Genomic DNA, 12,556 nt, shown 5'->3' with positions numbered 1-12,556 from the left:
CCAGATATTCCATACGAAACTGTGGCACTCCGGCCAAGATGATCGTCTTGGGCGCCAGCTCGCTCGCGGTTGCGCTGGTGAGAGTCGGAAAGCTGACCGGGTATCACGTCACCGTCTGCGACGCGCAAGCGACTTTCGCCACTCGGGAACGGTTTCCCGATGCGAACGAACTCGTAATCAGGGGCCGCACAGGTATCTCGATGAAGTTTCGGCCAATCGGCGTACCGTGATCTGCGAGCTCATGCCCATGATTCGAAGTTCGATGTTCCGCTCCTGGAGCGTGCTCTGCGATCAGACGAGGGTTTCATTGGTGCGATGGGGTCTCGACGAACGACTGACTAGCGGTATGAGCGACTCCGTGCCCCGTTCGGACTCGACTCGGGGGGCAAAGCCGGCCCAAGAGATCGCAGTGTCGATGATTCAGAAGTTCGTCTCTGGCATAGAAAGCGGAACGAGCCTGCCGCTGGGGGAGGCGCGGGGACCGATTCACGGAGCTCGGAACAGCAATACCGGAGCCGTTCAGACGTCGTAGTCGACGATGACGGGAGCGTGATCGGACGCGCCTTTGCCCTTGCGTTCCTCACGGTCGATCTCGCCTGCGGTCGCTGTCTTCGCCAGCGCCTGCGAGGCGAGCTGGAAGTCGATGCGCATGCCCTGCTTCTTCGGGAACCGCAGCTTCTGGTAGTCCCAGAAGGTGTAGACGCCGGGTCCGGGCGTGAACTGGCGGGTCACTTCGCTCAGGCCCGCGCCGAGGAGATCATCGAAAGCGGCGCGTTCGGCATCGGAGACGTGGGTGGCGCCGTCGAATTCGGCCATGTCCCAGACGTCCTCGTCGAGAGGAGCGACGTTGAAGTCACCGCAGAGCACGAGCTTCTTCTGCGGTTCGGCGCTCAGCTGGGCGGCGATATCGGCCGTCAGCGCCTTGTACCACTCCAGCTTGTAGCCATAGTGCGGGTCGTCGAGTTCGCGGCCGTTGGGCACGTAGAGCGAATAGACGCGTACGTCGTTGCAGGTCACCGACAGCGACCGGGCTTCGACGACGGGTTCTTCCGAACCGAAGGCAGGGATGTCCTTGAACCCGATCTCGGTGTCGGCCAGTCCGACGCGCGAGGCGATGGCGACACCGTTCCACTGGTTGAGGCCGTGATAGCTGACCTCGTAGCCGCGCTCGGTGAACAGCTCCTCGGGAAACTGCGAGTCCTTGCACTTGAGTTCCTGGATGGCCAGGACATCGACATCCGATCGATCCAGCCAGGCCCCGATGCGGTCGTGGCGGGCACGGATCGAGTTCACATTCCACGTAGCGATTCTCACCCTCCCACCCTAAGCCGTCCGCGCCGGAGGTGAAAACAGGGTGTCGACGGCTCGGGTGGGCCGCCTCGGCGATGATCTGCCGGAGCCGCACGGGACGGGTATGCGCTTCGCCCCTGCGCCGATCGCGGTGTCGACGGCTCGATAGGATTGGGCCCATGCCTGAAGCTCCCAATGATCACCTCGGCCACGACGGTGCCGCCTACCCGGACTCCTACTATGTGCGGCTGTCCGAGGACCGCCTCATCTCAACTCTGCACAGCCAGGGCGCTTGGCAGCCCGGCGATCAGCACCTCGCGCCTGCCTCGGGGATAGTGCTCGCCGAGATCGAACGTCGACTGCCCAGCGACAAGCTCATCTCCCGGGTGACCTTCGACGTCCTCGGTGTCATCCACTCCGGCGAGTTCACCATCGATGTCGACGTCGTCCGCCCCGGCCGCACCATCGAACTCGTCGAAGCGCAGATGCGCCACGGTGAGCGCGCCAGCGTGACCGCTCGGGTGTGGAGACTGCAGGCCTCCGACACCGAGGCGGTCGCCGGCGACGAATGGTCCGCGATGCCGCCCGTGTCCGAAGTGCCCGAGATCCCATTCACCAACCGCTGGGGCGGCGGCTACATCGCGTCCCTCGAGGGGCGCCAGGGAGTGGACGCCCGCCCCGGCTACGCACGGTCCTGGGTGCGCAGTCCCTATCCTCTCGTCGACGGTGAGATCGACCCGCCGACTGCGGCTTTCGTCAAGTTCGTCGACACCGCCAATGGTCTGGCCGTCCGTGAGGATCCGAAGACGACGTTCTTCCCGAACGTCGACCTCTCCATCCACCTCACCCGCGTGCCCGAGCCCGGCTGGGTCGGCTTCGACACCAAGGTGGCCTTCGGGCCGACCGGCCTGGGCGAGACGACGAGCGTGCTCAGCGACGTCGAGGGTCCCATCGGCACAGCAGTGCAGTCCCTGACCGTGCGCCGAGGCCAAGGCGCGGTATGAATCCGCGGCCGCGTGCCCTCATCACCGGGGCGAGCTCCGGGCTGGGACGCGGCTATGCCCGCACCCTGGCCGCCGAGGGCTACGACCTCGTCCTCGTCGCCCGGGACGAGGTCCGGCTGAGTGAGCTGGCCGAGCAGCTGCGAACCATGCAGAATATCCACGCCGAGGTGGCCATGGCCGATCTGTCGATCCGTGACGGTATCGACGCGGTCAACGAGATCATCGCGACGCAGCCGATCGACGTGCTCATCAACAATGCCGGCTTCGGTCTGCGCGGGACACTGCTGGATACCGATTCTGCTGAGCTCGATGCGCTCGATCGGGTGCTCGCCGGGGCGGTGAGGGAGCTGTCGCTGGCGGCGGCCCGGCGCATGCAGGCCCGCGGTCGCGGAGGGATCATCAACGTCTCCTCGCTGGCAGCGGTGACGACGATGGGACAGTATGCCGCTTCGAAGGCCGCGACCCTGGTGTTCACCGAGGCGCTCGCCGGGGAGCTCAGAGACAGCCCGGTGACGGTCACCGCCGTTCTGCCCGGGTTCATCCGGACGGAATTCCACAGCCGCCTCGGTGTGGAGCGTCCGGGGCCCGGCCTGATCTGGCTCAGCGTCGATCAGGTGGTGCGGCAGTCGCTTCGCGATGCGCGGGCGGCCAAGGTCGTCTCGGTGCCGGGATGGGGGTACCGCATGGCCTCGCTCGTGGCTCCCCTGGTGCCGCGTCCGCTCATGCGCTGGGGCTCGACCGGATTCTCCTTCGCCCGCACCCGCGATCGCTGAGTCGGGATTCGTCACGTGGCCTCGTCGGCATGACGCGCGCCAGCGGTGATCGCTTGGCACCCCGTTCGCTGAGTCGGGTCTCGCAAGACGTGTCGGCGATCATCGAATCGTGGTCGTATGCGCGTCGCGAAATGTGACCTATATGCAATTTTCTGCAGGAGCGGCACAAATGAGTTGAGGATTGAACTATCTGGAGTTGAGCCTGTGACCAGGGGTTTTATTCTGATCGCTTCTATGCTATAAAGCCCGACAGGATTCAAGACGGTGCGTGAGATTCTTTACAAGCGATATGAAAGTGTGGTCAAATTAATGTGTTCGCCCGGTGGGGATCGGGTGGACATAACGGACGTATGGGGATGCGTCCGGGTACTCGAGGGGAGTGCTGCGAGGACCCCGGGATGTCGCGATCACGCGCCCCGGGGTTCTTGTCATTCACAGAGAATTTCGCGAACGCCTGCCTGACTTCAGGTCACTTTCGGACATCCGAACTCACATCCAGGTCGCTATCGGATACTTCTGCGCGTGGAAGGTATCCGATAGTGCCTATGTTCGGCGGCCGCACCCGATAGTGCCGGAGGATCTGGGTCATCGCGTCGACGGTGCTGCCCCGGTCGAACGGTCCGTCGAGGCGCGCCGGCGCTCGAGCATATACCCATGCTTCCACGCCCTCGGCGATGGCGGTTGCGGAATCATCCGCGAGGCCGTCGACGCAGTGTCCGGTATCCGCGCCCGCAGCGTGAATCTGACTCCTGCGGGCGAGCCGGAGGCAGCGCCGTCGAGGTCTGACGAACCAGTGAGGGCCTCAACGTCCGGATCGATGCGCATCTCGACGACAGTCGGCCCGTGTCCGAGATCGTCGATGAGCTCTTCGTCGTCATCGCCGTCAACCTGCAAGCTGCGGTCGACGGTCCCATCGGGGAGATCGACATCCACGGCGCCGTCTGCGGTTGCACGGTCAGTGGCGGTGCGGGTCGGTCGTGGTCCTGCGGAAGGCCCCGAAACCCAGCGAATTCCGCTTTCGATGCACCTTGCTCTCAATTGCCAATCTCAATTGCCCAATGAGGAAACTGTGCATTTCAGAGAAGGGTGTTCCACAAACTCGCCTCGGCCGTGACTGAAGCGGGTTCACTTGCTGCGGGCACAGAAAGAGGTGGACAGCCCAGTTTCAAACTTGGGCTGGCCACCTCTTTCTGTGCTGCAGTCGCTCAGTCGGCCTTGCTCTTCGAGCGTCCGGTGATGAGGCCCCAGATGATGAGCACGATCAGCGAACCGCCGATCGCGCAGAGCCACGACGACAGCGAGAAGAACTTATCCATCTGCGCGCCGAAGATCATGCCGCCGAGCCAGCCGCCGACCATGGCTCCGATCACGCCGAGGATCAGTGTGGCGAAGAAGCCGCCGCCCTGTTTACCGGGCAGGATCGCCTTAGCGATGGCTCCGGCGATGAGTCCGAGGATGAGATATGCGATGAAACCCATGTTGCTCACGTCCTTCCTGAAGGCACTTGACCGGCTGGGCTGCGCGGTGTTGTTGACACTCTACAACTCACTGTAGTCGAAAGTCCAAAGGTGTGTTGATTCTTTATAGCATCGGTACAGACGCAGGCGCGACGAAATCCTTACGCTCCAGATCTGTGCCGTCTGTCACGTCCGCATCCGCCGCCGTCGCTGAGACGGCGCTGAGCGATCGCCCGAAACCCGCGCATTAGACTGGAGACCATGACCGACAGCGCTGACACTCGCCGACAACTGCTCGACCTCATCGACGAACTCGCCGTGGTGCGCGGCAGGGTGACCCTCTCCTCCGGCAAGGAGGCCGACTACTACCTCGATCTGCGTCGGGTCACTCTCGATCACCGCTCGGCACCGCTCGTCGGCGATGTCGTCCTCGACCTCCTCGAGGCTCATGATCTGCTCGACAAGGTCGACGCCGTCGGCGGCCTGACGATGGGTGCCGACCCGGTCGGCACCGCCGTCATGCACCGGTCTGTGGTGCGCGGCACCCCGCTCGATTCCTTCGTCGTGCGCAAAGAGGCGAAGAAGCACGGAATGTCCCGTCGCGTCGAAGGCCCCGACGTCGCCGGCAAGCGCGTCGTCGCCGTCGAGGACACGTCGACCACGGGAGGTTCCGTGCTCACCGCCGTCGAAGCGCTCAAGGAAGCCGGCGCCGAGGTGGTCGCCGTGGCCGTGGTCATGGACCGCGACACCGGCGCCAAGGAACGGGTCGAAGCGACGGGAATTCCGTACCTGACCGCGCTGACGACCGCGGACCTCGGCCTCGACTGACCTCGAACTCGACTGACGGGGGACCGCCTCGGCGGGTTGATGCTTAGCCACGACCGCCTCGGCGAGAACGAACCCACCGAACACGACCTGGGACTCGACTGGCAATTCGGTCGAAATCACAGGCCCGGTTTGAAACACGTCTCTGATTTCAACACGATAGATGAGACACTCCCACAGTATTGCCTGATGCAACAGTAAGGATGACGCGTGCTCACACTGAAAGAGGTTTCCCTGCGCAAAGGGAAGCGGACATATCTGGACGAGGTGAGTTTCACCGCCGAGGCGGGCCGGATCACCGCGATCGTGGGAACCCGCTCGGCGGGCCGCACCGAACTCGTGCGCATCATCATGGGCCTGATCTCCGCCGACGTGGGCAGCGTCGAACTCGAGGACTTCGAGCTCGACTTCGGTGATCGACAGAACTTCGGGTATCTGCCCGCCGAGCGCGGGGGATACCCGAACATGCGCGTGCTCGACCAGATCGTCTACCTCGCCCGCCTGCACGGGATCACCCTGGGCGCGGCCGAACGGAATGCGCTGACCCTGCTCGGCCACCTCGAGCTCGCCGACCGCGGCTACGCACCGTTGAAGAACCTCTCCGGCGCCGAGATCGCCCGCGTCGACATCGCCGCGACGCTGGCCGCCGACCCGGACGTCGTCGTCATCGACGATGCCTTCGCCGGCCTTGACGCCGCCTCGCTGCGCCTGGTCACGTCCCTGCTGCGGGCCCACGCATCCTCGGGCGTGCCTGTCATCCTGGCCACCGACGACTGGGAGGCCGCACAGACGTTCGCCGATGATGTCATCATCCTGAACCAGGGCAAGGTGACCGCCTCGGGCAGCGTCGAGAAGCTGCTCGGTGACCCGCACTACCGCGTCGAGACGGCGGACACCGAGGCGGACGCCTCGGTGCTGAAATCCCGAACGGGAATCAGCGATGTGAAGACCGTCGGACGCGAGGGCGTGAGCTTCCGCGCGAATGATGCGAAGTCAGCCGCCGCTGCCGTGGCTGAGCTGAAGAATGTGAAGAACTTCGAAAGTGTCCGCCCGACACTGGCCGAGCAGTACAAGGAGGCTCTGTAATGGCGCGCAAAGACAATGGTGCGAATGACGAGTCCCCGGAACCGCTCGTGTCCAAGGGCACGGCCGGCGAAGGCATCGACGACCTCGGTGTGCCCGTCGATGACGATGTGATCGAAGACGAGACCACAGCCGAGGAGGTCGACTCGGACGCCGAGGCGACCGTGACCGGTGCGGCTAAGGGGTCGGCCGCCTCAGGGAAGAAAGACTCGGACGCGAAGGGTTCGGACGAATCCGGCGCGACTGCCGGTCTCGACGACGTTCCCTTCGAGCTCGCCGAGGACACCCCCGATCCCGACGAACTGCCGGAGACCGGACTGGTCTCGGAGTTCGTCGATGTCGGCAACCGCCAGGCCGCGTGGCTCGTGTCGAATCGTGAGTCCACCACGGCCATGCGCAGCCCGTACTTCCTGGTCACGGCCGGCGTGATCATCCTCGGCGTGCTGGCCGCGATCATCTCCGGAATCGTCGCCGACGTGCAGAAGGACTCGGGCACTCCGACCATGGCGATGGTCGGAGTCGGCGAGCAGGCGGCGATGTATGAGCAGCAGCTGGGTGTGAAGATCACCGACGTCGACGACGCGCAGGCGGCCGAGAAGCTCGTGCGTGAGGGCAAGGTCGACGCCGCATTCATCCAGGACCCGAGCGGTCAGGGACAGCCGACGATCATCGCACTGGACAAACAGCCCGACGCACTGCTCGAGAAGCTCGCGCCGAAGACCGAAGCGACGCTGCTCGAGACGCCGGCCGTCGACAGCGATGTGGCCACCCCGCTGCTGTGGGGAATGGTCGTACTGTCGCTGCTCGTCGTCGCCACTTTGGGCACTGCGCTGTATCAGAACCTGCGCTTGGAGAAGCGCAACCGGATCACCGAGATCATCGCGGCCACGATTCCACCGCGCGCCTCGGCCTCGGGACGAATCACGGGCATGCTGACCCTGGTCGTCGTTCACCTCGTTGCGGCTGCCGTCGTCACCGAGCTCGGACTCTCGCTGTCGGGCAAGACGTCCCTGGCATTCGCCATGCTGCCGGGCCTGGGCTGGTTCGCGCTGGCCCTGCTGCTCACTGCCTGGTCGGTGTTCGCGCTGCTTGTCTGGGCGTCGACCGTCGTCGGCTCCAAGGCGCGCGCCGCCTTCCTAACGATCATCGGCGTCATCACCGTGGCGGGCTTCTTCGCCCCGGTCATCATCGGACCCTCGGGCACCGTTGCGAAGGTGCTTTCGTGGACGCCGTTCACCTCGCCGCTGGGCATCGCCGGCCGCTCCTTCGCCGGTCAGGCCGAGTGGTGGGAAGGCCTCGTCGCCGCCGGCATCGCCCTAATCCTCGCCGTCATCCTCCATGCTCTGGCCTCGGGCGCGTACGTGCGCTCGGTGCTGTCCGGTGGCGGACGCGGCGGCAAGACCGTGAAGATGAGCAAGCGCGCGCAGAAGGTCGGTGCCACCACCTCGGCTAAGGGCCCTGCGAAGGCGGACTCGAGCGCCGACGACGCGGAGGATGCCGATTCGGACGCCGCAGACGACGAGAAGTCGGCGGACGACGAGAAGTCGGCGGCTGCCTCGGCGAAGGAATCCGGCACGAAGAAGTCAGACGTGAAGTCCGGCGGAGCAGACGAAAAGGACGCGAAGTCGGCGGATGATTCCCGCGACGACAAGTGACCGAAAGCGTTGAACCGCAGGTGGGGGTCGGTCCATGGACCGGCCCCTGGCCTGTGGGCGAGCACTTCGATCCGGAGCTGCTGGCTGATGGCGATCGGCGCAATGTCGTCGACAAGTATCGGTACTGGAAGCATGATGCGATCGTGGCCGACCTCGATGACTCGCGTCACGACTTCCACGTCGGAGTCGAGAACTGGCAACACGACCTCAACATCGGTTCGGTCGTGCGCACCGCCAACGCCTTCAACGCCGCAGCCGTGCACATCGTCGGCAAACGCCGATGGAACCGGCGCGGAGCGATGGTCACCGACAAGTACCAGCACGTCATCCACCATCCGAGCGTGGACGACCTGCTCAGCTGGTGCGCCGAGAACGACGTGCCGCTGTTGGGCATCGACAACTTCCCGGATTCTGTGCCGCTTGAGACCTACGACCTGCCTCGGCGCTGCCTGCTGCTGTTCGGCCAGGAAGGACCGGGACTGAGCGAGGAAGCGCACCAGGCGAGCCGCGACGTGCTCTCGATCGCGCAGTACGGTTCGACGCGGTCGATGAACGCCGCAGCCGCCGCCGCGATCACCATGCACTCCTGGATCCGCCGGCACGTGTACGACCAGCCCGTGAACTGACTTCTCTGCCTGCAGCGGCGGCCTCGCATCGGGGGACTTGGTCTCCCTGAGGAATTCTCCCGTCCTCCTCGTACAGGAGGCCGCGGTCTCGCCGAGGATGCCCTGTCCTCCTTGCGCAGATGCGGTTGACGGCATTGTTGGGGCGATCCACGGTGTTTCCCGTACTGAAAACACCGCGGATCGACCCAACAAACCGATTCCGCCGGGAGCTGCAGCGTATCTGCCCATGAAGTGCCGAGGGCGCCGTACCCTCGCCGGGGTTGAGCAAAGCAGACACGGACGCTGCGAAGTTACGCAATGCGTGGAGACGAAGAAGCGCCGAGGCGGCACGACGATGGGCGTGCCGCCTCGGCGCTTCCGTGCTGCCGGGATCCGGCCGCCTCGGTGGGCGTTGATAGGCTCCGACGACGCAGCGCCGCACGCTCGGGGTCGAACGTGCGGCGCTGAAGTGCCGCTGCCTCAGCTGAGGTCGGCGGCGTGGGGTTCGATGAGTCCGCCGAGTTCGGCGAGCTCCGCGGTCAGCGAATCCGAGTCGTCGAAGGTGCGGGTCATGACCGTCAGGCGCTTGGCGTAGTGACCGATGGGGTATTCCATGGTCATGCCGATGCCGCCGTGCATCTGGATCGACTCCTGGCTGATGTTGCGAGCGGCCCGGTCGACGATGATCTTCGCGGCGATGACGTCGCGGTGGCGGTCCTTCTCGGCGCCCGGGACCTCGGAGGTCACGGCCAGGCGAGAGTACAGAGCCATGCTGCGCGCGTACTCGAGTTCGGCGTAGAGGTCGGCGGCGCGATGCTGCAGAGCCTGGTTCGCACCGATCGGAGCACCGAACTGCTCACGGGTCTTCAGGTACTCGGCGGTCATCGTCAGCGAGGCTTCGAGCGCACCGACGGCCTCAGCCATGATCGCGGCGTTGCCCAGGTCGAGGACCTCGGACAGCACGGCGTTGGCATCGGCGGCATCGAGGCGCTGGGCGGCGACACCCTCGAGCTTGAGGTTCGCGCTGCCCAGACCATCGGCCTGGCGCTGAGCCACACGGGTCAGACCTTCGGCATCGGCGGCGACGAGGTAGAGGCCGAGTTCGCCATTCTGCGTGGCGGTGACGACGAAGTGGTCGGCGACGTCTCCGCCGAGCACGTTGTTCTTCTCACCGGTGAGGGTGAAGCTGCCGTCGGCACCGGAAGCCTGAGTCTGCGGAGCGTCGACTGCGTAACGCAGTCCGGGCTCGAGCGTTGCGAGAGCGAGGAAGGTCTGGCCCTCTGCCACACCGGGCAGGATGGCCTGCTTCTGCTCCTCACTGCCGCCGAGCAGAACGGCATTGGCGCCGAGGACTGCGGTGGCCAGGAACGGTTCGAGGACGAGAGAGCGACCGAACGCCTCGGCGACCACGGCCACCTCGTTGAAGGTCATGTCCGCGCCGCCGTAGGACTCGGGGATCGCAAGCCCGAGCAGTCCCATCTCTGCGAAGGCCTGCCACTTCTCGCGGGAGATGCCCTCGTCGCTGCGAAGGATCTCTTCGCGCTTTGCGATGTCGTACTCGCTGCGCAGGTACTTGTTCAGAGTGCTGGCGAGTTCTTGCTGAATGTCGTTGAGTTCAAGATCCATTGTTGTCCTTCTTGGGAGATCGAGTGAGCGTCGGTATCTCAGAGACCGAGCAGTGCCTTCGAGATGATTCCGCGCTGCACCTCGGACGAACCGCCGTAGATGGTGACCTTGCGGGTGTTGAAGTAGCCGGGCAGGGCATCGACAGCTCCGTTGGGCAGGTCGGACAGACCCTGGCCCTGCACGCGGTCGGAGACGAAGTCGAGACCCTGCGGACCGAGCACGTCGACGAGGAGTTCGGAGATGTCCTCCTGCAGCTGGGAGCCCTTGAGTTTGAGCACCGAGGAGCGCGGATCCGGCTTGTCGGACCCGGCGGCCTGGGTCGAGAGGATCCGAAGCTGGGTCATCTCGAGCGCGGTGAGTTCGGCTTCGATCTTCGTCAGACGAGCGGAGAACAGGGGATCGTCGAGCAGAGTGCCGCGAGCGGTCTTCGTCACCGCGGCATAGGCCTTGGCACGGGCGAGGTTGACCTTCGAACCGCCGATGCGGGCGATTCCGGTGCGCTCGTTGCCGAGGAGGAACTTCGCGTAGGTCCAACCCTTGTTCTCTTCGCCGACGAGGTTCTCGACGGGCACCTCGACATTGTCGAAGAAGATCTCGTTGACCTCGTGGCCGCCGTCGATGAGCTGGATCGGACGGACGGTGACGCCGGGGGTCTTCATGTCGATGAGCAGGAAGGAGATGCCGGCCTGCTTCTTCACATCCGGGTCGGTGCGCACGAGGTTGAAGATCCAGTCGCCGTACTGGCCCAGGGTCGTCCAGGTCTTCTGGCCGTTGACGATGTACTTGTCGCCCTGGCGCACTGCGGTGGTCTTGAGCGAGGCGAGGTCCGAGCCGGCGTTGGGCTCGGAGAACCCCTGCGACCACCAGATGTCGATGTTCGCGGTGGCGGGCAGGAAGCGCTCCTTGATCTCCTGCGAGCCGAAGGTGGCGATGACGGGGCCGACCATGGAGACGTTGAACGGCAGCGGCTGCGGAACGCAGGCTAGCTGCATCTCTTCGAGCCAGATGTGACGCTGCACGGGGGTCCAGTCCTGGCCGCCCCATTCGACCGGCCAGTTCGGCACGGCGTAGCCGTGCTCGTTGAGGATCCGCTGCGAGGTGACCATGTCTTCCTTGCTCAGCTCCTGGCCGGTGGCGACCTTGAGGCGGAGTTCCTCAGGGATCTCCGTGCGGTAGAACTGACGCATCTGCTGCGCGAACTCGCGCTCTTCTGCATTCAGTAGGGTGTCCATGCGAACTCCTTATAGATCGTTCAGTAACTTTCCTTCAATGGTACGGTCCGGTGTTCGGCCTCACAAGTGGGCGATGAGGGATATCCTCGCCGAGGCGGCCCCCAGCGGGGGCGGACGTTGATGTCACAATCGCCTAACTTTATTTCGAAAATGTATTACTACAGCTATCGCAAGTGGTAATACTGTTTGTGGAATTTCTTCGGTGATTCCCAGACGTGAGCCTCTCCGGACCGAACCCCGTGCCGCTGGGGCTCCGCATTCCCCGCCGCAGAAGATCCCCAGGGGTACGGAAAGCTGAGTGACGTGTCAGGCAGGACCACACACATCCCCCCGGTCGCACCCTCGCGCCGGCTCTACGGATATGAGTCCGAACTCTCGACGCTCGTCGACGCGCTCTCCGGGCAGCGTCATCTCGGTGCACTCATCATCGGCGCGGCGGGCGTCGGGAAGACCGCGTTGGTCAACACCGCACTCTCTCGTCTCGACCCCGATCTGTCGGTCACCCGTCTGCGCGGCTCGGAGAATGCGCGGGCCAGAAACCTCGGAATCTTCGGAATCCTGCTGTCACGGGAGGGCATCGACACGGACCTCCCACCCGGTCGAGCGCTGTCGGTGATCGGTGACCTGTTCGAACGCAGAGCCGCGGGCGGGCGCTCTCTGGTCGTCGTCGACAATGCCGATCTCGTCGACGATCATTCCCTAGCAGTGCTGGCTCAGCTGACGGATGCACGCAGGATCACGCTCGTCATCGCCGCCGAATCCGCACGCCCGCCGGTCGATCTCATCGCCGGCCTGTGGCTGGCCGGGAACGTCGTCAGGATCGATCTGGACGGTATCGACGAGGCGGATGCGGTGGCGATGATCACCAGCATCGGACTCATGGAGACCGAGACGAGATCGGTCTCGGAGCTGACCGCCCTGGCCCATGGCAATCCGCGGCTGCTCGAGAGGCTGCTGTTCGGACGGAGCCGGACCAGCGGGGTCGAAACCGCGATCGCCCGGGTCG

12 protein-coding genes and 1 pseudogene are annotated in these 12,556 nt (G+C 64.8%); 8 read left to right on the top strand and 5 right to left on the bottom strand.

Annotation, left to right across the window (positions count from 1 at the left end):
* Positions 1-38: 38 nt before the first annotated feature.
* Positions 39-230 carry an XdhC family protein gene (locus tag HK353_RS17610; RefSeq protein WP_217278370.1) on the top strand — a complete coding sequence of 64 codons (192 nt, stop codon included), beginning with the start codon at positions 39-41 and terminating at the stop codon, positions 228-230.
* Between the two features lie 289 nt (positions 231-519).
* Here the strand turns inward: HK353_RS17610 and HK353_RS09455 are convergent, their stop codons facing one another.
* A complete protein-coding gene (locus HK353_RS09455) occupies positions 520-1,314 on the bottom strand; it encodes an exodeoxyribonuclease III (RefSeq protein ID WP_173155542.1) in 795 nt (264 codons plus the stop codon).
* 155 nt (positions 1,315-1,469) lie between these two features.
* On the opposite strand from HK353_RS09455, the gene HK353_RS09450 reads away from it, so the two are divergent.
* Positions 1,470-2,294, top strand: a complete 825-nt coding sequence (locus HK353_RS09450; RefSeq protein ID WP_173155540.1) for a thioesterase family protein — start codon at positions 1,470-1,472, stop codon at positions 2,292-2,294.
* The gene (locus HK353_RS09445; protein ID WP_173155538.1) at positions 2,291-3,067 is read left to right on the top strand and encodes an SDR family NAD(P)-dependent oxidoreductase; all 777 of its coding nucleotides are present in this window, start codon (positions 2,291-2,293) and stop codon (positions 3,065-3,067) included. The genes HK353_RS09450 and HK353_RS09445 overlap by 4 nt, the downstream gene beginning before the upstream one ends.
* Positions 3,068-3,652: 585 nt before the next feature.
* On the opposite strand, the gene HK353_RS09440 is transcribed toward HK353_RS09445, so the two are convergent.
* Together HK353_RS09440 and HK353_RS09435 are read right to left on the bottom strand one after the other, a co-directional pair.
* Complete coding sequence (locus HK353_RS09440; RefSeq protein WP_173155536.1) at positions 3,653-4,000, bottom strand: hypothetical protein; 348 nt, start codon at positions 3,998-4,000, stop codon at positions 3,653-3,655.
* Between the two features lie 272 nt (positions 4,001-4,272).
* A complete protein-coding gene (locus HK353_RS09435; protein WP_173155534.1) occupies positions 4,273-4,545 on the bottom strand; it encodes a GlsB/YeaQ/YmgE family stress response membrane protein in 273 nt (90 codons plus the stop codon).
* A gap of 240 nt (positions 4,546-4,785) precedes the next feature.
* Between HK353_RS09435 and pyrE the strand changes: the two genes are divergently transcribed.
* From pyrE to HK353_RS09415, 4 genes are all read left to right on the top strand, one after another.
* The gene (gene pyrE, locus HK353_RS09430; RefSeq protein ID WP_062862586.1) at positions 4,786-5,352 is read left to right on the top strand and encodes an orotate phosphoribosyltransferase; all 567 of its coding nucleotides are present in this window, start codon (positions 4,786-4,788) and stop codon (positions 5,350-5,352) included.
* 207 nt (positions 5,353-5,559) lie between these two features.
* Positions 5,560-6,435, top strand: coding sequence for an ATP-binding cassette domain-containing protein (locus tag HK353_RS09425; protein WP_173155532.1), 876 nt, complete (start codon positions 5,560-5,562; stop codon positions 6,433-6,435).
* Complete coding sequence (locus tag HK353_RS09420) at positions 6,435-8,087, top strand: ABC transporter permease (protein ID WP_173155530.1); 1,653 nt, start codon at positions 6,435-6,437, stop codon at positions 8,085-8,087. Before HK353_RS09425 ends, HK353_RS09420 begins: the two co-directional genes overlap by 1 nt.
* Positions 8,084-8,713, top strand: a complete 630-nt coding sequence (locus tag HK353_RS09415) for a TrmH family RNA methyltransferase (RefSeq protein WP_173155528.1) — start codon at positions 8,084-8,086, stop codon at positions 8,711-8,713. The genes HK353_RS09420 and HK353_RS09415 overlap by 4 nt, the downstream gene beginning before the upstream one ends.
* Positions 8,714-9,172: 459 nt before the next feature.
* On the opposite strand, the gene HK353_RS09410 is transcribed toward HK353_RS09415, so the two are convergent.
* Both HK353_RS09410 and HK353_RS09405 read right to left on the bottom strand, forming a co-directional pair.
* Positions 9,173-10,318 carry an acyl-CoA dehydrogenase family protein gene (locus HK353_RS09410; RefSeq protein WP_173155526.1) on the bottom strand — a complete coding sequence of 382 codons (1,146 nt, stop codon included), beginning with the start codon at positions 10,316-10,318 and terminating at the stop codon, positions 9,173-9,175.
* 38 nt (positions 10,319-10,356) lie between these two features.
* Positions 10,357-11,550 (bottom strand): acyl-CoA dehydrogenase family protein, encoded by a 1,194-nt coding sequence (locus HK353_RS09405; protein ID WP_173155524.1) that lies wholly within the window; start codon positions 11,548-11,550, stop codon positions 10,357-10,359.
* 303 nt (positions 11,551-11,853) lie between these two features.
* Here HK353_RS09405 and HK353_RS17605 point away from each other — a divergent pair.
* Positions 11,854-12,270, top strand: a pseudogene (locus HK353_RS17605) (ATP-binding protein); the annotation flags it as partial.
* Between the last annotated feature and the right edge of the window lie 286 nt (positions 12,271-12,556).

The organism is Brevibacterium permense, from assembly GCF_013280495.1.
Classification (GTDB): domain Bacteria; phylum Actinomycetota; class Actinomycetes; order Actinomycetales; family Brevibacteriaceae; genus Brevibacterium; species Brevibacterium permense.
The sequence above is the reverse complement of the archived record's forward strand: the minus strand, read 5'-3'. Positions and strand labels throughout refer to the sequence as shown.

Excerpts from the sequence above, each read along its gene's own strand:
- HK353_RS09445 (WP_173155538.1), top strand. The coding sequence starts at position 2,291 with ATGAATCCGCGGCCGCGTGCCCTCATCACCGGGGCGAGCTCCGGGCTG.
- HK353_RS09450 (WP_173155540.1), top strand. The coding sequence starts at position 1,470 with ATGCCTGAAGCTCCCAATGATCACCTCGGCCACGACGGTGCCGCCTAC.
- HK353_RS09410 (WP_173155526.1), bottom strand. The coding sequence starts at position 10,318 with ATGGATCTTGAACTCAACGACATTCAGCAAGAACTCGCCAGCACTCTG.
- HK353_RS09420 (WP_173155530.1), top strand. The coding sequence starts at position 6,435 with ATGGCGCGCAAAGACAATGGTGCGAATGACGAGTCCCCGGAACCGCTC.
- HK353_RS09435 (WP_173155534.1), bottom strand. The coding sequence starts at position 4,545 with ATGGGTTTCATCGCATATCTCATCCTCGGACTCATCGCCGGAGCCATC.
- HK353_RS09405 (WP_173155524.1), bottom strand. The coding sequence starts at position 11,550 with ATGGACACCCTACTGAATGCAGAAGAGCGCGAGTTCGCGCAGCAGATG.
- HK353_RS17610 (WP_217278370.1), top strand. The coding sequence starts at position 39 with ATGATCGTCTTGGGCGCCAGCTCGCTCGCGGTTGCGCTGGTGAGAGTC.
- pyrE (WP_062862586.1), top strand. The coding sequence starts at position 4,786 with ATGACCGACAGCGCTGACACTCGCCGACAACTGCTCGACCTCATCGAC.